At 52.5% G+C, this 23,919-nt stretch carries 18 protein-coding genes; 13 read left to right on the top strand and 5 right to left on the bottom strand.

Annotation, left to right across the window (positions count from 1 at the left end; translation table 11 throughout):
- Positions 1 to 104: 104 nt before the first annotated feature.
- Positions 105 to 842, bottom strand: a complete 738-nt coding sequence (locus tag Q8O92_13045) for a HEAT repeat domain-containing protein (GenBank protein ID MDP2984240.1) — start codon at positions 840 to 842, stop codon at positions 105 to 107.
- Between the two features lie 256 nt (positions 843 to 1,098).
- On the opposite strand from Q8O92_13045, the gene Q8O92_13050 reads away from it, so the two are divergent.
- The 6 genes from Q8O92_13050 (at position 1,099) to Q8O92_13075 (ending at position 7,369) form a co-directional block, all read left to right on the top strand.
- On the top strand, positions 1,099 to 2,451 hold the full coding sequence (locus Q8O92_13050) for a hypothetical protein (GenBank protein ID MDP2984241.1): 1,353 nt from the start codon (positions 1,099 to 1,101) through the stop codon (positions 2,449 to 2,451).
- Positions 2,452 to 2,568: 117 nt separating this feature from the next.
- On the top strand, positions 2,569 to 3,900 hold the full coding sequence (locus Q8O92_13055; protein ID MDP2984242.1) for a hypothetical protein: 1,332 nt from the start codon (positions 2,569 to 2,571) through the stop codon (positions 3,898 to 3,900).
- Positions 3,901 to 4,155: 255 nt separating this feature from the next.
- Positions 4,156 to 4,311 carry a hypothetical protein gene (locus Q8O92_13060; GenBank protein ID MDP2984243.1) on the top strand — a complete coding sequence of 52 codons (156 nt, stop codon included), beginning with the start codon at positions 4,156 to 4,158 and terminating at the stop codon, positions 4,309 to 4,311.
- 4 nt (positions 4,312 to 4,315) lie between these two features.
- Positions 4,316 to 5,404 carry a uroporphyrinogen decarboxylase family protein gene (locus Q8O92_13065; protein ID MDP2984244.1) on the top strand — a complete coding sequence of 363 codons (1,089 nt, stop codon included), beginning with the start codon at positions 4,316 to 4,318 and terminating at the stop codon, positions 5,402 to 5,404.
- A complete protein-coding gene (locus tag Q8O92_13070) occupies positions 5,401 to 6,360 on the top strand; it encodes a DUF362 domain-containing protein (GenBank protein MDP2984245.1) in 960 nt (319 codons plus the stop codon). Before Q8O92_13065 ends, Q8O92_13070 begins: the two co-directional genes overlap by 4 nt.
- 10 nt (positions 6,361 to 6,370) lie before the next feature.
- Positions 6,371 to 7,369 (top strand): dihydroorotate dehydrogenase-like protein, encoded by a 999-nt coding sequence (locus Q8O92_13075; protein ID MDP2984246.1) that lies wholly within the window; start codon positions 6,371 to 6,373, stop codon positions 7,367 to 7,369.
- A gap of 14 nt (positions 7,370 to 7,383) precedes the next feature.
- Here Q8O92_13075 and Q8O92_13080 read toward each other — a convergent pair whose 3' ends face one another.
- Complete coding sequence (locus tag Q8O92_13080; protein ID MDP2984247.1) at positions 7,384 to 9,429, bottom strand: heparinase II/III family protein; 2,046 nt, start codon at positions 9,427 to 9,429, stop codon at positions 7,384 to 7,386.
- Between the two features lie 172 nt (positions 9,430 to 9,601).
- Positions 9,602 to 9,940, bottom strand: a complete 339-nt coding sequence (locus tag Q8O92_13085; protein ID MDP2984248.1) for a GxxExxY protein — start codon at positions 9,938 to 9,940, stop codon at positions 9,602 to 9,604.
- A gap of 420 nt (positions 9,941 to 10,360) precedes the next feature.
- Between Q8O92_13085 and Q8O92_13090 the strand changes: the two genes are divergently transcribed.
- The 7 genes from Q8O92_13090 (at position 10,361) to Q8O92_13120 (ending at position 22,097) form a co-directional block, all read left to right on the top strand.
- The gene (locus Q8O92_13090) at positions 10,361 to 12,694 is read left to right on the top strand and encodes an ATP-dependent DNA helicase (protein MDP2984249.1); all 2,334 of its coding nucleotides are present in this window, start codon (positions 10,361 to 10,363) and stop codon (positions 12,692 to 12,694) included.
- A gap of 433 nt (positions 12,695 to 13,127) precedes the next feature.
- Positions 13,128 to 14,318 carry a uroporphyrinogen decarboxylase family protein gene (locus Q8O92_13095; protein ID MDP2984250.1) on the top strand — a complete coding sequence of 397 codons (1,191 nt, stop codon included), beginning with the start codon at positions 13,128 to 13,130 and terminating at the stop codon, positions 14,316 to 14,318.
- A gap of 227 nt (positions 14,319 to 14,545) precedes the next feature.
- On the top strand, positions 14,546 to 17,071 hold the full coding sequence (locus Q8O92_13100; GenBank protein MDP2984251.1) for a DUF4838 domain-containing protein: 2,526 nt from the start codon (positions 14,546 to 14,548) through the stop codon (positions 17,069 to 17,071).
- A 317-nt stretch (positions 17,072 to 17,388) separates the two neighbouring features.
- Entirely contained in the window at positions 17,389 to 18,393 is a 1,005-nt protein-coding gene (locus Q8O92_13105; protein MDP2984252.1) for an L-rhamnose/proton symporter RhaT, read from the top strand.
- A gap of 201 nt (positions 18,394 to 18,594) precedes the next feature.
- A complete protein-coding gene (gene ltaE, locus Q8O92_13110; GenBank protein MDP2984253.1) occupies positions 18,595 to 19,629 on the top strand; it encodes a low-specificity L-threonine aldolase in 1,035 nt (344 codons plus the stop codon).
- 163 nt (positions 19,630 to 19,792) lie between these two features.
- Positions 19,793 to 20,776, top strand: coding sequence for a uroporphyrinogen decarboxylase family protein (locus tag Q8O92_13115; GenBank protein ID MDP2984254.1), 984 nt, complete (start codon positions 19,793 to 19,795; stop codon positions 20,774 to 20,776).
- 160 nt (positions 20,777 to 20,936) lie between these two features.
- Positions 20,937 to 22,097 (top strand): M42 family metallopeptidase, encoded by a 1,161-nt coding sequence (locus tag Q8O92_13120; protein ID MDP2984255.1) that lies wholly within the window; start codon positions 20,937 to 20,939, stop codon positions 22,095 to 22,097.
- Here the strand turns inward: Q8O92_13120 and Q8O92_13125 are convergent, their stop codons facing one another.
- Positions 22,098 to 23,435 carry a hypothetical protein gene (locus Q8O92_13125; protein ID MDP2984256.1) on the bottom strand — a complete coding sequence of 446 codons (1,338 nt, stop codon included), beginning with the start codon at positions 23,433 to 23,435 and terminating at the stop codon, positions 22,098 to 22,100. It abuts the gene before it with no gap.
- Positions 23,436 to 23,475: 40 nt separating this feature from the next.
- A partial coding sequence (locus Q8O92_13130) for a hypothetical protein (GenBank protein MDP2984257.1) occupies positions 23,476 to 23,919 on the bottom strand: 444 nt, incomplete at its 5' end.

The raw sequence follows: 23,919 nt of genomic DNA on the forward strand, positions 1-23,919 counted from the left end.
AGAAATTACAGATAGAGTGAACATATGTTACATCGAAAATAATTCAATTTTGAAGAAATTAAGGTAAATATTCTTCTATCATTTTATTATATAAGCACTTAAGATTAATGCGTAAAAATTTTGTGAATAATCCGGGTTAAAATTGGAATAGTCGATTTATCCCCAAAATAACCTAATGCCCTTACTGCTGCGTTTCTCGTTAATTCGTTTTCTTCCTTTATCAGCTTCAACATTTCTTCTTGAATTATTTTTTTATCATTCTCAGTAAAGTAAGTACCGGCTGTATCAAATTCACTCATCTGTGCAAGTGTCAGCGCAACAGAACGTTTTTTATTAACATTAACGCTTTTCAATGCCTCCAATATTTTTTTTAATGCTGAATGTCCAATGTTTAAAAAACCTTTGGAAGTATTCGATGAAAATACTTTATCAGATAACATTACATCAAGTAAAACGGGTTCTACTCTTTCATCTCCAGTAACTGATAAAGCCCATATTACATCACCCAATAATTCACCTTCCCCGTCAAAAATCCCTTTTTCCTTCTCCATAAAACTTAAATCATTATTCGCTCTTTTTATCAATGCAGGAATCGCTTGAATGATTTGTTTGTTTCCTTCATTTTTATATATTTGCCGCATTCTATAAAGTACTCTAGCAGCAGAATTTAAATCTCCATTTTCAAGAACCTTCAAATCAGATTCAGTAATTTTAAGGTTAGAACTATTCTGAGAAAATGCTTTTGACAAGGATCCGCAGAATATAATAAAAAGTGTGAATACTTGAATTTTGAAAATGTATTTACTTTTCATAATGCTTCTCTGAAGAATTTTAATACTCATTTATGTCCTTCCCGATCATTTTCCCCGGACTCAATTATACCGTTCAATCAATAGGAAAATAATAATTGATATTCACCAGATGTCAAGTATTATTTTATATCTATATAAAATCTATATAATCAAGAGCATGGAGCAAATTATTATTCTCATGGAGTAAAACATACTATGTAAAAAAGCAACTATTTTGGGCTTTGTACTTTGGATTTTGTACTGTATTTTTCTTTCCTTAAACCTTTTTGCCTCGGAGAGAAACCAGATGAAAAAAAACTTCATGTTCGTTGTGTTCGCGGCGCTGTTCGTGTTCCCGGCGGTATCCTTCTCAGGTGAACAAACCGCCGCCCTTTACCGTGAAGGCCCACTCACCGGCAAAATGATCGACGCCGGGTTCCTCTATGGTGAAACCAACTACCACGCGGTGCAGCAGGCTTCGGACGGAAATGTATACTATGCCATCGGCTCGCACGCCCACGGTCAGAGCGCCACTCTTTTCCGATATGATCCGCGCTCCGGGGCGGTGAAACTCCTCGGTTCCATGAACACAGTGACCGGCGAGGACGGCACGAAGGTTTTCAACCAGGACAAGGTCCACTGCGACCTGTATGAGATGAACGGCAAGCTCTATTTCTCCACTCAGGGCGGCTCTTACGGGGGCGGGGAGTACGGCCCCTATCCCGGCGGGCGTTTTTTCAGCTATGACCTCAAAACGGAGAAAATCGCCGACCTTGGCATCGGAGCGCCCGGCGAAGGCATCGTATGTATGGGCATGGACACAGTCCGGGGACGGATGTACGGCATCACATGGCCAGGCATGCTGTTCGTCTATTACGATGTCCCCACCGGAAAGATCAAATCGTTCGGGAAACAGGTGGCAACTCCCGGCATCACCGATCTCACCGCTGTTCCCGGCAACCGCGCGCTGGCGGTCGACCCCACCACCGGAAATGTCTGGTGGCATAACATGGATGAGACCATCACCCGCTATTCCCGCGTAACCGATACTGTGGAGATACTTGCCTCCCCGACTCTGGATATTCCCATTCTGAAAATTCCAGGCGCCGGTTTCAATAAAGTGCTCTGGCGTGCCATTCGCTGGAGCCAGGCCATGCAGCGGTTCTATGGGGTCGACGCCAGCGCCGAGTATCTCTTCTCCCTTGATCCTAAGACCGGAACAATCGAAATCATCGACCGTATCGCCGCCGGCCCGAACCGTAAATCGGGGAGAACGGGCAGCGCGAGCCTGGCGTTCGAGCTTTCCCCGGACGGGAAACGGGTTTACTATGTTACCTCCGCGCGTGCGGAAAAGCCCGATGCCTCCGGGCGGAGATCGGAGCATCGCCTGGTCACTTTCGATCTTTCCCTCCGCCGGTATATCGATCACGGCCCGATCGTTCTCGACGACGGCCGCCGTCCCTCTTCCTGCTCGGGACTGGATGTTGGCCGTGACGGCAGCCTGTATCTTGTATGTATCATCCCTCTGGCTGATCCGGGCAGCGACCGGGGAAAAAAGATCACGGCGGCGCATTTCCCGGCTGTGGCAAAAGAGAAGCTCAAGGATGCTGCATACGAGGTGAATCTTGTTGTTGTGAAGGGCCCGCTATTGCTCAGGTGATTTAAGAGTGAAATCGGATGACGTCATGCCGAACTTGTTTCGGCATCTATTCCAACTATTGGTTTCAGTATTTATTCGCCGGAGCAATAAAATGATAAATTTTCAGGAGGTTGCGAGATGAAAAAGTATTCTGTCTTTTTCGGTGTATTTCTGATGGCGGCACTGGGGTTGGGTATGTCTGTCTCGGTAGCACAGAACCAGGCGCCCGGCGCGGTGTATAAAAATGGGCCGGTGACCGGGAACATGATAGATGCCGGGTTCATTTACGGCGATTCCAATTACAACGCCATTATTCAGGCCTCGGACGGGAATGTATACTATGTCATCTGTTCCCATAACAAAAAGTCCGGCGCGCATATGTTCCGTTACAATCCCCGGACGGCGGAGGTCAAAGTGATCGGCGACCTTACCCTGGTAGTGGGGGAGGATAGAACGAAAGTCATTTGTCAGGGAAAGGTGCACTCCGATTTCTACGAGATGAGTGGCAAACTGTATTTCGCCACCCATGCCGGAGCATGGGATATGACCTATCCCGGCGGCCATTTCTTGTGCTATGACCTGAAAACGGGAAAATTCCAGGATTTCGGCATCGGTGTTCCCAATCAGGGTCTGGTGGCGATGAGCATGGATGTAAAAAGGGGGAGAATGTATGCGGTAACCTGGCCGGGATATACCTTTTGCTACTACGATGTCATTACCGGCAAAAAGAAAATATGGGCGACTTCCTTCGCTCCGGTGATCATGCAGGGCCCTCGCTCCATCGGGATCGATCCCCGTTCCGGCAATGCCTACTGGCATAATATGGACGATACCATTGCGAGTTACAATTTCGAGAAGGATTATATCGAGACCCTGACCAAGCCGAAATTCGATGCGCCCATGTTCCATATTCCACTGGACAAATCGGTGGGATGCGTCTGGCGTTCCATAAGATGGAGCGAGCCGATGCAGCGGTTTTACGGCATTATGTACTACAGCGACTGGCTCTTTTCCTATGAGCCTCAGACCGCAGACCTGGAAATCATCGACCGTGTCGCCGCCGCACCCAACCGTAAGAGCGGGAAAACAAGCTACAGTTCCCTGGCATTCGAGCTGTCCAGAGACGGAAAAACCATTTACTATATCGCTCCCGCCCTTTCTCCGGTGGACAGCACCGAAGCGCTGCACCTGGTCACCTATGATATTCCTCTCCGGCATTACATCGATCACGGGGTGATAAAGCTCGATGATGGAAGAATACCCCGGTATTGCCAGGGAATGGAGGTGGGGACCGACGGGAGCCTTTATATGGTGGCCTGGATTCCATTCACAGACCTGAAAAGCGAAAAGGGGAAGAAGATCATCGAGCTTCTCTATGAAGGGAAGCCCATCCTGGAAGTCGAAAAGAGCGGCGCTGTGCAGGAGATAAACCTTATCCGGATCAAGGACCCCCTTGCCGGGATGAAATAGGCTGATGTTTTCCTTTTTTCGGGTATGTCATTAGATAAGGTTTGTGATCGTATCTTTAGATGCCGAAACAAGTTCGGCATGACACGTGTCATCCTGAACTCGTTTCAGGATCTAAATAATCAGTTGCAGCGCAATATTTTCAATAATTCTTATCAAATGACATAACCGGATTCATTTTTTTTCATGATCCGAAACTGGTCTCACTCCGAGTTCCATCTCGAACCTTTTATGAAACCTTATAATGAAGGATACATCATGAAAAAGCACTTTGCAAGTATGGGCATTCTTATGATTCTGTCAGCAGTTACCGCATGGCCGGCGGATTATTCCCTGAAAAGCGGAGAACACGAGGGCAAGGGGTATCTTCTGCTCGGCGGCGGAGGAATCGGCCCGGCGCGGACTCGGGGATAAAGGAATGCCCCTTACCGATCCCGATAAATCCGACATCAACCGGCTCCTCACCGCGCTCTGTCACCGCGAACCGGACCGTCTGCCTCATCTCGAGCTCTGGGTAACCTCCAAGCCCGTTTACGAATTTGTGCTTGGACGGAGGCTGGAATACGACGTTGAAGATGCACGGGTGGGAGGAATTTCAGTAGCGCCTGAGGATCACGTGGAATTTGCCGGGCGGCTGGGTATGGATGCGGTGCTCTGCAACTTTTCCTGGCGGCCAAACAATATTTTCAAAAAAGCCTCCGACGGCACCGAGCATTATGTCGATGGCTCGGTAAAAACCCGCGCCGACCTCGACAACCTTGAACCGCCCATTCCGCTTCGGGACCAGTTCCGCTATCTGGAGCGCTATCTCCGGGCGGCTGAGAATACCGGCATCGGGGTGGTGGCAAATTTCACCTCTTTTTTCGACAGCGCCATGCTCGCGGCGGGAGTGAACGATTCCTTTCTCCTCTTCTACGATGACCGTCCCTTTCTCGAAGATATCATGGACATCATCCTCGAACACCAGGAGAAGGTGATGAACGGAGTCTGCGCAGGGTTCGGGAACCAAATCGCCTTTTTCATGGTCAATGACGATATCGGATACAATGACGGCCTGATGATAAACCCGGACATGTTCATGGAGATTTTCCCGAACCGTATGAGGCGGTTGATCGCTCCCGCCAGGGACATGGGAAAGCTTCTCCTCATGCACACCGACGGGAAAATGGACCGGATCATGCCGATCCTTCATGAAGTCGGTTTCGACGCCGTGCATCCCATCGAGCCGGAGTCGAACGACATCTTCCAGGTGAAGAAACGGTGGGCGGGCCGTATGGCCCTCATCGGAAATATCCCCACCGTGCTTCTTGCCTACGGTCATAAGGAGGAGATCGAGGAACGGGTGCGGGAATACTGCGTCAATCTTGCCCCGGGAGGAGGATATGTGCTCGGTTCCTCTACAAGCATCATGGACGGCATACCGCCGGAGAATTTTACAGCCATGACCGAAGCGGTACACAAATACGGGCGGTATGGGTCGCTCGGCATCAAGGAGATTACTGTATGAAAACATCTATGAACCGCCGAACATTTTTTCACAAGACCTCTTCCGGAATTGTCGGAATCGGAATGGCCTCTGGCCTGTCGATCCCTGGAACTGTAAACGGCGCGCCGCAGAAGTCGAGTGTGATTTCGGTTCGCAATGAGAAAGCGATATCAGGCCGCAACGTGTGCGATGAAAAAGAGGCGGCGCGCATGCTTGAGAATGCCCTGGGAGCGCTCACCGGCAAAAAAAATCCCAGAGAGATATGGACCGCTCTCGGAGTCAAGCCGAACGATGTGGTGGCGGTAAAGCTGAACTGCAACAGCTCGGCCTATCCGCTCTATTCCCATCCGGAGCTGGTAAACGCGCTCTGTGCAAGCCTCTCCAGCGTCATACCGCCGAACAGTATCATTCTTTACGAACGGTATGGCTCAGAGATGGAAAAGGCAGGATTTAAGGTGAACAAGAGCGATTCCGGGGTGCGCTGCATGGGCGGCGACGACGGCGCAGGATACCATCCCGAAGAGGGGCTTACCCGGATTATCACCGATACCTGCACTAAACTGATCAATTTCTGCTCCCTGAAAGTCCACGACGAGAGAGAATTTCTCACCACGCTCTTTCTCAAGAACCACATCGGCTCGCTTGTACCCGATACCATGCGCAAGTGTCACGGCAACATCGGGATACTGGCTCAAATAAACGCCCGGCCCAGCATCAAAAACAAGACGGTGCTCAACCTCTGCGACGGGCTCCGGGCCACTTTCAAACCGGGGAATCCCTGGTTCTGGTCCGGGATACTTGTCAGCCGCGACCCGGTGGCGGCGGAATATACCGCCTGGCAGGTCATAAATGAGAAGCGAAAGGTGGAAGGTGCAGAGCCGCTCCCTGTTCCTTCATACGTGCAGGCCGCAGATACGGAATTCAAACTGGGAACCTGCAATCCGGAAAGAATCGAGCTGAAAAACATTGTAATGTAGAGAGGGAGGTATGGCGGATCTTACGACCAGCTACATGGGGCTGAGACTGGACAATCCCCTGGTAGTGTCTTCAAGCGGCCTGACCGGAAGTGTTAAGGGTGTACAGAAATGTGCGGACGCCGGCGCCGGAGCGGTGGTTCTCAAATCCATGTTCGAGGAGCTTATCATAGCATATTCCAAGGATCTCGATCTGGATATCCTCCAATCGGAGCATCCGGAAGCATATGAATATATCCGGGCGGAAATCGGCAAGCAGCTCGGCCCCATCCCTTACCTAAGATTCATCGAAGATGTCAGGAAGCATATAAACATTCCTGTAATTGCCAGCGTCAACTGCACATCGCCCCAGTGGTGGCTTCCCTATGCCAGGGATATAGAATCCGCCGGAGCGCACGCCATCGAGTTGAACATATCCCATTTCCCTGAAGGCGCCGGCCGTAACCTGCGTGATGTGGAAAAACTGTATGCCCGGATCACCTCGGAACTCGCCGGTCGGGTAAAAATTCCGGTGGCGGTTAAAATCGGCATGTATTTTACCTCCATCGGAGATGTAGTGCAGGATATCGCAGCCGCCGGTGCAAAGGGAATCGTCCTTTTCAACCGGTACTACACGGTGGATATGAACATCGAACAGAAACGGTTCGTCCCTTCCATGACCTTCAGCTCTCATCAGGAGATGTCTCTCCCCCTCCGCTGGGTCGGGCTTTTGGCGGGAACCATCCACTGTGACATCGCTGCTTCTACCGGCATACACGAAGCCGGGGATGTGATCAAGATGATCATGGCCGGGGCATCGGTCACATACCTCTGTTCGGTTCTCTATTCGAAGGGTATCGCGCATCTTGGGAAGATTCGCGAGGAGCTCGATGCCTGGCTCGACAGCCACGGCTATGCATCGATTGCGGACATCCGTGGCGCCGCGCTGAGGGAAAGCGGAAACCGTGAGATGCTTCTCCGCCGGCTGCAGTATATAAAAACCCTTGACGAGGCTGACAGATACGAGGGATAACCCCTTTAAAAAGCTTATTCCAGCACCAATCCATTCTTCCCGTTTTTGAATGTATAGGTGTAATTCCTGTTTTCTTTTGCAAAGCTCAGAATGAGATTCCCGGCGCCGTCCGTCGCACTTTTGGCGGATTGGGAGATTTCTTTGGCTTCAGTGTCATCCCTGATCGGAAGAATGATAGTGGCGATGCGGGTGTTCTCGCTCCGGGCGGTGGTGAAAGCGCCCGCGCAGGGAATTACTACCATCTCTGCATCCTTCCGAACGGGAGTATAGGAGTGGCTGCCCGGTTTCATGGTAATTTTACCATCGGCAACCGGAATGATCGCCATGACACCCTTGCTGCCCTTGAGGAGGGTAAAATTTTCCTGGGCGGCGATAGTGCAGTCGGAGTGGAAACGGGCCTCGATCTCGGCGCCCGGCGCTGATTTCACCTCGTCGAGCAGCACTGTCACCATGGGTTTGTCGAGAATGATATGCCTTCTCCAGCCTTTGAGATGCTCTTTGGCATAGGCGTTGGTATTATCCATCAGCGTGTAGTCGCGGGCGCCGCTTGTACGGAATTCGAGGATTTTGCCGCCGATCCCGGGGGTCCAGGGCTTGTCCTTGTATTTGGCGGAGAGCTGGTATTCGCCGTTCACGAAGATGAGGTTATGGCCCTCGCTCCCGGCCATGGGGTATTTCCAGCGTATCTCGTCGAAATACTTCTCGTCGTAAAAGTATTTACCGCTCCCGAGGTCTGAGACGTAGGCCTGCCCGCGCCAGTTGACCATAAATTGTCCCGCATCGAGGTGGCCGTGGTGCGGGTCGTCGTTCATGCCTGCCTTGCAGGCCACAGTGACCTTCTCCGGGTCCTTGAAGTCGCTCCGCATGACCGCCCAGTCGATGCCACGGAAATGTTTGGATTTTTGACGGGGTTCCACAGGCTGCACACTGCTTCTCGGCCAGATAATGTCGAACATGTCGCTCCCGGTACCCAGCAGGTAGGCGCGGTAGTACGCGGCATCGGTATCCTTCGTTTCCTCGATGAGCTTGTTGAGGAGGTGCGGGGAGCCGACCACCGCACCGGAGCCGTCGCCGAAATACCCCGTGAGACCGTACAGGGCGAATGTGGCCGGATTGCTTTTAATTTTCGGGTGCCGGAAGAGATCGTACTTGCGGTCGGTAAGACGGTTCAGGGCGTCCATGTAGAAAATGCAGGACCGCATACCGTAGGCCCAATACCCTCGGCCTTCCTGCCAGCCGCCGTCCTGGTCGTAACAGTCGAACATTTTCGTAAGGCGGTTGTAGGTCTCCGCGACGCCGTCCACAAGCTCAGGATTCTCCGTGAGCAAAGCGAGTGAGGCAATTCCGAAGCCGGAGAAACAGATGCCGCACCAGTTGCAGCGGTAGGCGGTGGCCCACCAGTGATAGTCGTAGTTGTTGCGCACAAGGAGGATGGCATTGGAAAGGAGCGCTCCCCGGATGCGGTCGCGCTGGGCATTGGTCAGCCCCGGATAGAGCCAGTCGTAGGCGGTGCCAAGCTCGAAAGACATGTCGCCTGAGCGGATGTCAAAATTGAATGAGACCTGGTCGTCTTTTACACCCCAGGGCCAGACCCGGCTGTAGATGATGGGGAACTCGTGGGCGCGGTAGAGCCAGAGCCGCATATCGCAGAGGGCATCGGCGAATTCGTAAGCTTTCTGGGCGTATTTCACATCGCCGGTCATCTGATAAACGAAGGCAAGGGTCTCAACCGCATTCCGGTCGCCGCCTACCATACGGTCATGTACGCCGTCGGACCAGTACCGGGGGTGTTTCTGCTCGTTGGGAATCTCCATATTCACTGTAGTATCGAGCAGTCGATCGGCCTGTTTCTTAAGACGCTCCATGATGTTGCGGGACTCAGGGTCGTTCTTGATGCGCTCGAGAATGGCGGGTTTATCCGCATCGCTGAAATAGAGGTAGGGGTGTTTCAGCTTGCTCTTATCGATGGCTTTTACCATGTTCTGGGTGGTCACCTGGCCGAATGCAGATAATGACAGGGCAGCCAGGAGGAGAAGGGAAAGAGCGATGACGCGGTGCATGGGGGTTCCTTTCGAAAGGATAGTGATTTTTTCTGTTCCATTCTTTTGTCTGAACCGCGGATAGTCAGGATAGAAGGATGGGCAGGATGTAAGTCCATTCTTGCTCCAGCAATCCCGATAGGGCAGATTACTTCTTCTGCTTGATAAGTCGCTTAAATTCCAGTTTTAGTGCTCAGAAGTTTATAAGAAGACCAATTTCCAAGTTGTAAGCCTCCAGGTAGTTCAATCCCTGAGCGAGATGTATGTCTTCCAGTTTACTGATGGCTTTTAATTCGACAAGAACACGGTCATCAACCAGGAAGTCTGCCCGGCGTGTGCCCACCTGCTGCTCTCGATAGAAGATGGGCATTTCCTGTTCCCGTGCGAATGCCAACCCTTCCTTTTCCATCTCAATGGCCAGACATCGTTGATAAATTACTTCTTGAAAACCATTTCCCAAGGTATTGTGTACCTTCATTGCACATCCAATGATGGAGGAGGTGGTATCCCAGTATTTATGGTTTTCAATCATGAATATTCCACATTATTCTCTGAACCACGGATGGTCGGGATGAACGGATAACCTGGATTAAAGAGTAAATTGCATAAGCGCAAAGCCCATTAAGATAGAATCCGATGGAAAAATTTTATTCTGTCCATCCTTCCATCATAGGTATCAATAGTTCAGACAATATGAAAACAAGCGGCTAAAGTCAAGCAGGAAAGATAAATTGTTTTCTATCCTGCCCATCCTTTTATCCTGCCCATCCGCGGTTCAGACAAACAAATGGTAAAGCGGGAACGTTTTCACTGATAAAACATGTAATCGACAGCTATCCGCTCTTTTTTAATCTCGGTTTGACGAATTCCTGTCTGATGCTTATCTTTCAATGTCCGCACTATGGTAAAAATAATCCGGGAAAGGGGAAAATTTCTTCCCGCCGAGATGTTTATGAAAACAAATCTTCAAATATCCGTCCGCGCCCTGGTTGAATACGTTCTCCGCACAGGAGACCTGGAACCGGCGTTTTCCGGTTCAACCAATCCCGTCGACGCTATCCGTGCGCACCAGAAAATACAGAAGTCCCGGGGATTCGAGTATACCCCCGAAGTAACCATATCGCACCGGGTGGAGACGGAAAAATTCCTGCTCGACATCCAGGGGAGAATCGACGGAATATTCATCTATCCGGACAGAGTGGTTATCGACGAGATAAAAACCACCACCAGAGACCTGGATTCAGTCGTACAGGATGAAAACCGCCTGCACTGGGGCCAGGTGCAAAGCTACGCCTTTCTTTATGCTGTCCGGAACGATCTGGCGGAAATAGAAGCCCAGTTGACCTACTTCCGCCTTGAGACAGGGGAAATGCGTGAAATCCGCCGCTCTTTCCGGAGGGAGGAGTTGGAAAATTTTTTCCAATCGCTCGTTACCCGGTATCTGGCCTGGGCGGAGAAGATTTCCGAATGGCGGCGCGTGCGCGATGAATCCCTGCAGGCGCTGGAATTTCCCTTTCCCGCTTACCGCGCGGGGCAGCGCGCCATGGCGGCCGCAGTCTATACTACCATCAGGAAACGCGGCCAGCTTCTCATACAGGCGCCCACCGGCATTGGTAAAACCATGGCTGCCCTTTTCCCCGCGGTGAAAACTCTCAGGGACGGCCTCGCCTCCAAAATATTTTACCTGACAGCCCGCACCACCGGCAAAACGGTCGCTGAGAGCTCGTTGATGGTTATGAGGGATCATGGTTTGAAACTCAAATCTCTCAATCTGACCGCCAAAGAAAAAATCTGTTTTTGCCCCCGTTCAGCATGCAGCGGCGAAGAGTGCGAATATGCCAGAGGATATTACGACCGGATCCATGAAGCCCTGGAAGAGGCTTTCCGTCAGGATGCATTTCCACGGGAGGTTATCGAAGAAATCGCCGAGAAGCACCGGGTATGTCCCTTTGAGTTTTCCCTCGATCTTTCCCTCTGGATGGACTGTATCATCTGCGATTACAATTATGTTTTTGATCCGCGAGTTTACCTTAAACGGTTCTTTCTGGAAGAGGATGGGGACTATGTGTTCCTGGTGGATGAAGCGCATAACCTTGTGGACAGGGCAAGGGACATGTTTTCCGCTGAGATACGAAAACAGCCTTTTCTGGAGCTCAGGCGAATGGTGAAAAATCAGTTCCCGGAGATTTACCCGGTGCTTGGACGGATAAATACCTGGATGGTCGGCGCCCGTAAACGGTGCGAAGAAAGCAACCCCTTTGCGGAAAAGGAGCCTCCGGATACCCTCTTTCCTCTCCTCCGAAAATTTCTTTCACTAACCGAGCGCTGGCTCGTTCTCAACCGGAAGACTGTTTTCCGCAAGGAGCTTCTCGAACTCTATTTTACTGTACACGGTTTTATACGCATGGCCGAGCGGTATGATGACAGCTATGTCTCCTGGTATGAAAAAAAGGGAGATGATGTTACAGTCAAACTGTTCTGTCTCGATCCGGCCCGTCACCTGAAAGAAACCCTGGAAAGAGGCAGTGCGGCAATTTTCTTTTCCGCCACGCTGACCCCGGCCGATTATTTCCGAAGAATATTCGGCTGCGGGGAATCGGCACGCGAACTGATCCTCTCCTCGCCGTTTCCCCCGGAAAATCTCTGCCTGTTGATTTCTGGCGGCATATCCACCTTTTACAAACACCGTGAGCAGACAAAAGATGCAGTCACCCGGGCCATTCTTTCTCTGGTACGGCAGAAGGGAGGAAACTACCTCCTTTTTTTCCCATCGTATGAATACCTGATGCTCGTCTATGAACAATTTACCTCGGCAAGCCCGGAGACGAAGACCATCCTGCAAACCCCGGGCATGGCCGAGCCGGAGCGCGACCGGTTCATCGCCCGGTTCTCTCAGGATAGCGGTGAGACTCTGGCGGGTTTTGCGGTCATGGGCGGAGTATTCGGCGAGAGTATAGATCTGGTCGGCGACCGTCTTACCGGTGCAGTCATTGTCGGTGTGGGTCTTCCGGCCATCTGCCTCGAACGTGAGCTGATACGGGACTACTTCGCCAGCCGGAGCGGAGAAGGCTTTGAATTCGCCTATCTCTACCCCGGATTCAACAAGGTACTTCAGGCTGCGGGAAGGGTTATCCGCACGGAAAGCGACCGTGGGGCGGTTCTCCTGATCGATACCCGGTTCACCACGGGGCGGTACAGATCCCTTTTCCCAAAGGAATGGCAGCCCATCCTCATGCGGAATGAGGCCCAGTTCGACAGAATCTTACAGCGCTTTTGGAATGGATAAAATATTTTAGACAGGATTGACAAGATGATGCGGTAAAAAAGCATTAAAAGCTCTTTGATTTGACGAAAACCTCACCCGGCCTTCGGCCACCCTCTCCTAAATAGGAGAGGGTAAAGATAAGGTCAGCAGTGAGTTACCCCCTCTCCTGACTAGGAGAGGGGGACAGGGGGTGAGGTTAAAAACACCAAAAAATTTAGATAAGGTTAGTGATCTGAGATAGATGCCGAAACGAGTTCGGCATGACACATTTCATCCAATTCGATCAAATTCTTTTCTTTCGAGCCTTTTGCACAAGTCGAGTAATAAAATTAAGTATTCTCCGATTCCGAAATCAGGTATATATTTCTTTTTCAGATTCGCCTCTTCTGGCACACGAAAATTAACTGCATACAATGATAAAAGGCAAGCTAAGGCTTCCTTGGAGGAAACCCCCATGCACAGAACGAAAAAATGCCTGGATAAACTGGACAGGATGAACAAAGCTCTGCGCCACATCGAACCCGACCGAGTGCCGATAAGCGACTTTTTCTGGGGAAGCTTCATCGAGCGGTGGAAAAAGGATCTGAATCTGCCGCAGGATACCGATATCTACCGCTACTACGACCTCGATTGGATTGTAACCGTCCCCAACATGGATCCCCACATACGGCAGTTTGAGATTCTTAAGCAAAACGATGAGGAAGTCATCGTCCGAACCGGTTTCGGCGCGGTAATCCGGAAAAAATTCGATCATCCCATGCCTGCTTACCTTTCCTTTGAGACTGACACCATCGAGAAGATGGCGGCGTTGCGGTTTGACGATCCCTGGGATGACCGGAGGTTTTTCAGCGGCGGGGACAACCAGGTGGCAGGGATTGGCGACGGATTCAGCCGTAACCTCCCGCCCTGGTTAGAGTCGGTGAAATCGCTCTATTCCGAGTTTCCCGTGTACGGGAGTGTGTGCGAGGGATACGAGACCCTCTGGCGCATCCTGGGTTCGGTGAATGCACTCCTCTGGATCGCTCTCTATCCCGATGAGCTCGGCCGCTTTGTGGAGCGGATCAATGAGTTTTCCCTGGAGCTGGCCAAAGCCCAGATCAAGGCTGCGGATGGGTTGCTCGACGGCATGGTGATCTGGGGGGATGTCGCATATAAAAATGACATGTTTTTCTCGCCGGATTACTGGCGAAAATACTTCAAGCCCGGAGTCAAAGCCATGGTGGAGGTCTGCCACGAGCATAACCTTCCGGTGATCTATCACGGCTGCGGGAACGTCAAGCGTATCTTCGAGGATTTCATCGAGATCGGGGTGGACGCCTACAACCCCCTGGAGGCGAAAGCCGGGCTGGATGTGGTCGATCTCCGCAGGCAGTACGGCCACCGGATAGCGTTCTGCGGGAACATGGATGTAATTGCCTGGGCCAACGAAAGCATGGATAAGCTGAAGAAAACCGTGCTCCGGAAGCTGAGCGCCGCACGGGGCGGAGGATTCATCTTCCAATCCGACCATTCCGTGCCCGATACCATTTCCGGCCAGCGGTATGATTATGTGGTCAATCTCGTGCGGCAGTGCGGAAAATATCCGCTGCAATTCAGGGAAAAAAACGGCTTACTCTTTGTAGACCCTGAAACGAGTTCAGGGTGACGTTGGTCATGCCGAACTAGATCCCCCCTGCCTTCGGCATCCCCCCTTGTTAAGGGGGGAATTCAGGAAGAGGAATTATATCAAATCCTAACAAATGTCTACATAGAAATAGGAACAATTTTCTTTTTCCCCCCTTAATAAGGGGGGTAGGGGGGATAAACCTTTCGAATAGTCATTATTACCGATTTATAATTTTTCATGGACTTCTTTTTTAAGGAGGCACTGGCATGCACTGGTATACCCCGAAAGTAAAAGCAATCTGTTTGCCGATTTTACTGGCGTCTGGTGTGATCATCGTTTCCTGCAGCGGCGGGGGTTTCACTGTAGCAGAGAAAGGGAAGAGCAATTACATCATCGTCTTGAGCGATTCGCCATCTCCCTCCGAGCGGCATGCGGCGCAGGAGCTGCAGAAATTCATAAACCTTGCCGCCGGAGCGGAACTTCCCATAATCGGAGAGAACGATCCCCGTGCACAAAAATCCCCCCGTATCATTATAGGATCTGGGAAAATCTCCGATGCCCTCCTGGCAAAAGGGACACCGGTGGATATCAAAACGCTCGGCGATGAAGGATTTATACTGCGCACCGTTCTGGGGAAGGGTTCCCTGCCTGATGTGGTGATTGCCGGGGGAAGGCTCAGGGGAACCATGTACGGTGTATACACATTTCTGGACCGCCTGGGATTCCGCTGGTACACGAGCCGGGTGACCCGCTTCCCGGAGGGGAAGACACTGAAATCGCCCGCTCTCGATGAGCAGACAATCCCCCCGTTCATGTACCGCGAACCTTTCATCCGGGAGGCGTTCGACGGCGACTGGGCGGCCCGTAACCGGGTGAATTCCGGCGCCGCTGCGCTCGATTCCACACGAGGAGGCAAGCTCGCTGTGCTCGGGGTTCACACCTTCGACCAGCTCATTCCGCCCTCTCTTTTCAAGGAGCACCCGGAATATTTCCCTCTCATCGGCGGAAAACGGGTCACCGGCTATGTCCAGCGCTGCCTCACCAATCCCGATGTGGTGGAGACCGCTGCCAGGAACATGATCGCCTGGATGGACCGTGAGCCGAACCAGCGCATTTTTACCCTCGCCCAGAACGATGTGGAGAAAAACTGCGAATGCCCCGCCTGCAAAAAGATCATGGAAGAGGAAGGCGCCCCGTCCGGGCTATATGTCACCTTCGTGAATAAAGTGGCGGAGATAGTGGAGAAGAAACACCAGGAGAACTATGTGAGCACCCTCGCCTACATGTTTACCGAGAAACCGCCGAAGACGGTGAAACCCTGGAAGAACGTGCTCATCCGCCTCTGTCCCATTTACATGTGCGTGGGGCACCCGTTCACCGAATGCACCTCGAAGGAGACGAAACAGTTCAATGAAACCCTCGCCGGGTGGGGAAAGCTGACCGACCGTATCTTTATCTGGCACTACGCCACCGATTTCTCCAATTATCTCATGCCGTTCCCCAACTTCATCGAATTTACTCAGGCCATCAAGACGTATTCCCAGAGCGGAGTCAAGGGGATATTCCTCCAGGGCGCTTACACCAGCCCAGGGAGCTCCGACGCCGACCTGCGGGCCTGGGTCATGGCGCGCCTTTTATGGAAACCCTCGGAGAATCCGGACGGGGTGGTGAATGAATGGATGCACGGAGTATACGGCAAAGCCTTCGCGCCCATGCGGGCGGTGTACGATCTCATGCACACCCGGGTCAAAGATCCGAACCTTCATCTGCGGATATTCGATGCGCCGACCCGCAATCTCTGGCCGGATTCCATCGTGGCGAGCATGGACAGCCTCTACGGGGCGGCGGAATCTCTGGCGGCGGGCGACTCCACCGCTGTCTACTACGTCCGGAAAAACCGGATGTCGGTCAAATATCTGCAGTTCCTGCGCAATTCCGGCCGTCTGGAAGTGGTAAACGGAGTTTACAAGCCGGTGGAGAACAGGGCTGCGCTGAAAGATTATGACGATTTCGTCCGGTACACCAAAGAATTCGGAGTGACCGGACTCCGTGAAGAGCCGTTCGACTGCAATCTTTTCACCCTTCTCCGTCAGCGGGTGGAAGAGCATCCGGCGGAGACCCTTGAAAACGAGGACCTCCGGGTGGATGTCGTTCCTGACCTGGGGGGGAGGATTGTCAACATCGTCCTGAAGAAGACCGGGGAGAACATCCTGGGGAAAACGGACACGGAGAACTATTTTTACCCGGCGTACGGCGGCTATGACGAATCGACCACCCGCACCTGGCGAAGCACCGGGTTCGCCCAGCCTTACAAGGTTGAAAAGAAAGGCCTCGCCCTGATCCTTACCGGGAAAGAGTATAACGGGCTGGTTTTTTCCCGTGTCATCACCCTTCCTTCAAAAGGTACAAAAATCACCATTGCCTCATCCCTCTCCAATACCGGGAATCAACCGAACATAGGCCGTCTTGTATGCCGGATGGAACTGAATGTCGATCCCAAAAATGCGGTTGTCTGGACACCGGAAAAGGGCGGCGCATTCAAACAGGAGAAAGCCGCCGAGTTCTACCGTGACGGCGCAAGCAAACCTTCCGGCGCATGGCGTGTGGAGAGCAAATCGGGCGGATGGATCATGGAGAACAGCTTTTCCCCTGAAGCCATCGAGGCCTGCCACCTGATCGCTGACAAAAAGGCGAATACTGTAAGCATGGAAATCCTCAGCTTCGAACGTGAGCTTCCCCCAAAAGGAAAAACCAACATAACGAATACATGGGAGATTATTAAAGCAAAATAGAAATTCTTTTTTACGGTTATGTCGTTAAGTAAGCTAAGGTGATCATCCGAAAGATTAATCCTCCCTAACCCCCCTTATTAAGGGGGGAAAAGAAAATTGTTCCTGGTACTAAACATTTATTAGAATTTGACAGAACCTCTTCCTAAATTCCCCCCTTAATAAGGGGGGATGCCGAAGGCAGGGGGGATCTTTAAAGACACAGGAGCACTCAATTTCTCTTATTTATTATATGTTGCTGACTTAACGACATAACCGAATTCCTTCTTTGATAGACTTTGTCACTTTGTAACTTTGTACCTTTACAAAAGGAGCAGGACATGGATCTGGCGCTTGGTTTTTTCTTCGTTCTTCTGGCCGGTGTTTCCCAGGGTTCTTTCTATCTGCCGGCGACATACACAAAGAAATGGGAGTGGGAGCACTCCTGGTTTGTGTTTGCCGTAACCGGAATGCTCATTATCAACTGGATTATCACCCTTATTCTCATACCCGATATTTTCAAGGTCTTCCAGGCGGTAACCATGAGGGACATCCTGATCATCCTCCTCTTCGGTGCGGGATGGGGCGCAGGCGCAATCGGCACCGGACTTGCCATGGACCGTCTGGGAATGGCTCTTGCCTATCCCATTACCCTGGGACTGGTCGCCTGCCTCGGGGCGCTGATTCCGCTTGTCATCTTTTTTCCCGCCACGCTCCTGACCATGAAGGGGCTGGTGCTCATCGGCGGCACCGCGCTGGTGGTAGTGGGAATCATCATGATATCGATCGCCGGTTCCCGTAAGCAGCCATCCGGCTCCTCGGCCATAAAAGGCTCGTTCGCGGCGGGGCTGGCCATCGCTGTCGCCGCAGGAGTGCTCTCCTGTCTCTTCAATGTAGGATACGCTTTCAGCGTCCGGCTGGCCGAACAGGCCAAAGCGCTCGGAACATCGGATACCTTCGCCTCGAGCGCGGTCTGGGCGCCCTTTCTCACCGTAGGGTGCCTGGTCAACGCCGGATACAGCGTGTACCTGATGATCACCCGCAAAACGGGGAAGGATTTCTTCGGCCCCCAAGCGCCCCGCAACCTGGTTCTCGGCTCTCTCATGGGCCTTCTCTGGATAGGCGGCGTGTATTTCTACAGCATCGGCGCTTCCAAGCTGGGCGGCTGGGGAGTAGTGGTCGGCTGGGTGCTTTTCATGTCCTCGCTTATCCTTGTCGGAAACCTCTGGGGCATTTTCAAAGGGGAATGGAAGGGAGCTCCGGCCGCCGCCCGCTCGCTCCTTAACTGGGGAATTTTCGTGCTCATGATCGCCATTGTTGTTGTGGCGTCGAGCAGGATGTTGTGAAGAAGAAAGTAACAGAGTGCAAAAAATTTAAAATTTTATAGGATTATGATAGAATATAGATGCCGAAACGGTTTCATCGTTCCCGCGAAGCGGCAACAGGTTCGGCACGACAACGGCGCAGTGTCACCCTGAACTTGTTTCAGGGTCTGACATTAAGATATGGTGATTGTTAACATACCATTTGTAAACAGGGACATGTACATGAGCTTTGATAATGGACTGATTGATATGCGCAGCGATACGGTCACCCATCCTACTCCGGAAATGCGGGAGGCGATGGCGCGCGCCGAGGTGGGCGATGATGTGTTCGGCGACGATCCCACGGTGATCCACCTGGAGGAAATGTCCGCGGAGATGACCGGGCACGAGGCTGCGCTGTTCATGGCCTCAGGCGCCATGGGCAACCTGGTGGCCTTGCTCACCCACTGCGGACGTGGCGTTGAAGCCATTGTCGGAAATAATTCCCACATCTTTCTCAACGAAGTTGGAGGCATGGCAGCGCTCGGCGGGATACAGGCCTTTACAATTCCAAACCAGCCGGACGGCGCCCTGCGGTTGGAGGATATCGCTTCCGGCATTCGCGACGACGATGTGCACCACCCGCGCACCCGTCTGGTGTGCCTGGAGAACACTCAAAATGTTTGCGGGGGAGCGCCGCTCACCGCTGAATATATGCGCCGCGCTGCTGATCTGACCCACAGCCGCGGCTTGAAGCTGCATCTGGACGGCGCCCGCCTTTTCAACGCCGCAGTTGCGCTGGGAGCGGCCGCAAAAGACCTGGCGCAGCCGGCGGATTCGGCGATGTTCTGCCTTTCCAAAGGCTTGTGTGCGCCGGTCGGCTCGATGCTCTGCGGGGCGAAAGATTTTATTTCAGAAGCCCGCCGGAACCGTAAGCAGGTCGGCGGCGGCATGCGGCAAGTTGGCATCCTGGCGGCGGCAGGCATCGTGGCGCTCAAAACAATGATCGAGCGTCTGGCGGAAGATCATGCCAACGCGCGGCGGCTTTCGGAGGGTCTGCGCGATAACCCCGGAATAGAAATCGAAACGGTCGCGCCCCAGACCAATATGGTTTATTTTCATCTGAAACCCTCTGTTAAATTGACTCAGGCACAAGTCATAGAGCAGATGAAACAGCGCGGTATGCTGGTGGATTTCCGGCTGGTCACTCATTACTGGATCACATCGGCTGATGTGGATAAAGTTCTGGCTGCCTTCCGGGAAGTGTTGAGCGCGTAAAGAAGAAATATTTCTCGCAAAGTTCGCAAAGAAAAAGAGAAATCAGACAGGATTAACATGATTAACAGGATTAGAATGAAAATATAACTATAATCATGTAAATCTTGTAAATCCTGTCAAAGTATTTCTATCCAAGTCCCAAAAAAGACAACGAGGATACAAGATGAATCATGTTGAGCGCTTTCGCGCGCTCATGAATTTTCAGGAGGTCGACCGCCTGCCGGTATGGGAATGGGCGATGTGGTGGGACAAGACCATCAAGCGGTGGCATGGCGAGGGCCTGCCCGCCGGTCTCGACGATGTGTTCGGGATTTCGGAGTATTTCGGCCTCGACCCCTACAAGCAGTTCTGGTTCAGCACCACCGAATCGACCATCGAGGCGGTGCAGCACCATGTGGAGGGAGTCGTGTCGAACATGGACGATTACCTCCGGCACCGTGTACATCTCTATCCGGATCACGGCGCCGCGATCCGTGATATGGCGCTGTGGTTCGCGCGCCAGGAAAAGGGCGAAGTGGTGATATGGATCACCATCGAGGGGTTCTTCTGGTTTCCGCGGACGATGATGGGATTTGTCAAACTGATGCTGGCGTACTACGACCAGCCGGAGCTTATCCACCGTATCAACAGCGACCTTCTTTCGTTCAATCTCCGCCTGCTGGACGAGATCGGGAAGATCGGTTTGCCTGTTTTCATGACTGTGGCCGAGGACATGTCCTACAATCACGGCCCCATGATCTCGCGGGCGATGTGCGATGAGTTTCTTTCGCCCTATTACCGCCGCCTGCTTGCTCGCGCAAAGGAGATGGGAATACTGACCATTGTGGACACGGACGGCGATGTGACCCGGCTGGTTCCCTGGATGGAATCGGTCGGAATAGACGGCGTCCTGCCCCTGGAGCGGCAGTCCGGCGTGGACGGCCTGAGCCTCAGGCGGGAGTTCCCGAAATTCCGCTTTGTCGGGCATTACGACAAGATGGTCATGACCCGGGGCGAGGCGGCCATGCGCGCCGAATTCGAACGCATCCTTCCCCTCATGAAAACCGGCGGCTTCATCCCCAGCGTCGACCACCAGACACATCCGGGGGTAACGCTCGCGGAGTACCGGGTGTATCTGCGGCTGCTGAGGGAGTATGTGAGGAGGTAGGGGAGAGTAGTATCTATTTTAGACAGGATTTACAAGATTAACAGGATTTGAGAACAAGAAGAATAAAAATCATGTAAAATCATGTAAATCTTGTCTAATTTTTTCTTTATTTTTTTTGGTTTTTCGAGCAGTCTTCAGGCTGCTAAAAAGGAGGTCTAACATGAAGCATGTGCGATGGATAGTGACACTGATAGTGTTTTTCCTGCTCCTGGCTGGGCAGACATACGCCCAAACCCCGCAGGGAGACCGGGTAATCCGGCTTTTTGAAGAATTGACCAATGCCAACGGACCGACAGGATTTGAGGGACCGGTGCGGGAAATTCTCAAACGCGAATTCTCGAAAACCGGACTTGAGGTGTCCACAGACGGCCTGGGCTCGGTGATCGGGATGCTGCGCGGGGCTGCCGCTCAGCCCAGGATCATGGTGGATGCCCATATGGACGAAGTCGGCCTGATGGTGAGGTACATTACCGAGGACGGTTTCGTCAAGTTCCAGACACTGGGCGGGTGGCTCGACCAGGCTCTGATCAATCAGCGCTGGGTTATAGATACCCGTAAGGGGCCGGTGCTGGCGTTCAGCGGAATTCGCGCTATCCATATCACTCTATCCGATGTTCGAAGCAGGGTCACCCCCGCCACTGAGATATTCCTCGATGTGGGGGCAGGCTCCAAAAAAGAGGCTGAAGCTTTGGGAATACGGGCCGGCGACCCCATTTCTCCCTGGAGCCCCTTCACCCCGATTGCCAACAACCGGTATGCCGCCAAAGCATGGGATGCGCGTATCGGGTGCGTTCTTATGATTGAAGCTGCGCGCCGTATGAAAGAGCAGGGCATCAAAATCCCCAACACCATCTACTTCGTAGGCAGCGTGCAGGAAGAGGTCGGCATGCGCGGCGCCCAGACAGCATCAAAAGTCATCAAGCCTGATCTGGGAATTTCTCTTGAAGTCGGCATCGCCGCCGATCACCCCGGTGTCGGACCGGATCTCGCGCAGGAGCGCCTGGGCAAAGGGCCGGGTATCTTTCTCTACGACAGCTCCATGCTGGTCAATCTCAAACTGCGCGATTTCTTCATAAAGATGAGTGAGAAGGAAGGCATTCCGCTTCAAACCGAAGTCATATCCGGGTATGGAGAAGACGCCTCCGCCATGCAGATGCATGCAACCGGAACTCCGGCAATCAATTTCACTGTTCCCACCCGGTATGTCCACTCCCATACGGGGATCATCGACCGCGCCGATTTCGACCAGGCGTTGAATCTGCTCATGAAAGTTCTTGCAAGCCTCGACAGCAAAACTGTAGCGGAGATTTCAAGCTTCTGATTAAAAATCTTTATTCTTGAGCGTTTCGCCCAGGATCATCCAGTAGCAGGTGATCATGACCACTCCTGAAACCGGGATGATCTTCGTGTCATAGCCGGGAACTTCCACCACAGCGTCACCGTGTTTCCAGTAAGGATCGATGTAGATGTCAATCTGGCTCATGTCGGGAGCAACCGGAGTGCCTTCGCCCACCTTGACAGGGCCGGGGGTGAATACCGCAATCGTTTTGGCGCCGACCTCGCGAGCCAGGGTAAGCTCCTCCACCGGGGTATACGAATATCCGACATGAAGAAAGACATCGCCCTTATTCAATACGGGTTTCAGGAAATCACGGCCGTATTCGTTCGCTTTCACTGTGAAAATATTGGGGTATCCTGGCATGCGCATCTGTTCGACCATGAAATGCCCGATGATGCCGGCAACGACTTTGTGGCCGGATTTGATGGTCTCGGCGCAGAGTTTTCCGGCCTGGACAAACTTGTCGAGCTCGTTCTTCTTTATGTTTTCCAGATCGGACAGGGCGGCGGCGACGAACTGATGACCGAGAACTCCCGCTTCCACCGGCTCTACCTTCACCTGGGGATCGAATTCCATTTTCTCGATGCGAGAATTACGGGGAGCGGCGCCCGGAACAAACATGCTCTGCCAGAGGGTCGGCATCTTTCCCAGGCGGTTTACCGCGCCGACCAGTTCAGCAGAGAAAGTCCACATGTTGATCACATTGGCCATGAGAGCGGTCGGACCGACCGGCTCACCCGCCCCAACGGTCATGACCGGCGCCAGCCCGGCATCCATGCCGTTGTCGATCAGGTAATCGGCCACCGACGCTGCTTTGGCGTTCTTGGCGCCGAACACGATGATAAGCGCTCCGGATTCCTTCAGTTTTTTCAGATATTCTACCTGGGCATCGGGCTTGAGTTCCGCTGTCCCGGCCAGAACCACATCATTCTTTGTCAGCTTGCCGTCAACCGGCACCGGCTGAATCTGGCGAAATCCCCCGGCGCGGTCGCAGGCTTCGGCAACAAAGCCGCCCCAGTCTTCACTCATGGGATAGTTCACCCCTCCGCCGGGGATCATTTTAACAGCTTCCTTCCCGGTACGGGAAAACGTCTCATCGTCGGTCACATACACATGGCCGCCGCCGACCCATCGTGAAGCCGCATCATCGGCCGCTTTTTTCATGCCGGGGAGAATGCTTTCCGTGTGATTCAGGCTTTCAATAACCTTCGAGATATACTGCTCCGAGGGACTGGGTGCCATGACTTTCGTTTCTTTCTTTGAACATCCTGAAACGCCGACTGCAAAAGCCAGTAAAATTACCGCTGCCTGTGCACGCATGGTTTTGAACCTTTCATCGTGAAATATGATGGAAAAATGTTTACAGAATCCCCGCACCCTGAATAGCGGTGGCGACAATAACATTGTCTTCAAAACCATGAGGCTGGTAGTATCTTTCATGCATGGCATCGATCACACGCCGGACATTTTCTTCCTTTACCAGCGCCATCATGCTGCCGCCCATACCGGCGCCTGAAATCTGCGCCCCGATGGCCCCTGATTCCATAGCGATATCGACCATATCGTCGATCTCAGGGATGCTGCACCCATATTCTCCCGGCTGTAAGTACAGATCCTGCGCGGGATCGAAACGCGGGGTTTTGAGAACTACCCTGTCGCCGTCATGCGAGATATTCATTAACCGGCCGTATACATCCACACGGTTTTGATTCAATACCTCCTTTAACATTCTCCCGCGCTTGCATTCGGCCAGCCCGTAAATAATTACAAGCCGCACCGGGTAATCATATCCCGGCTCATCGTG

Origin of the sequence: Candidatus Latescibacter sp., assembly GCA_030692375.1 — a bacterium.
In the GTDB taxonomy this organism is placed as follows: Bacteria; Latescibacterota; Latescibacteria; order Latescibacterales; family Latescibacteraceae; genus JAUYCD01.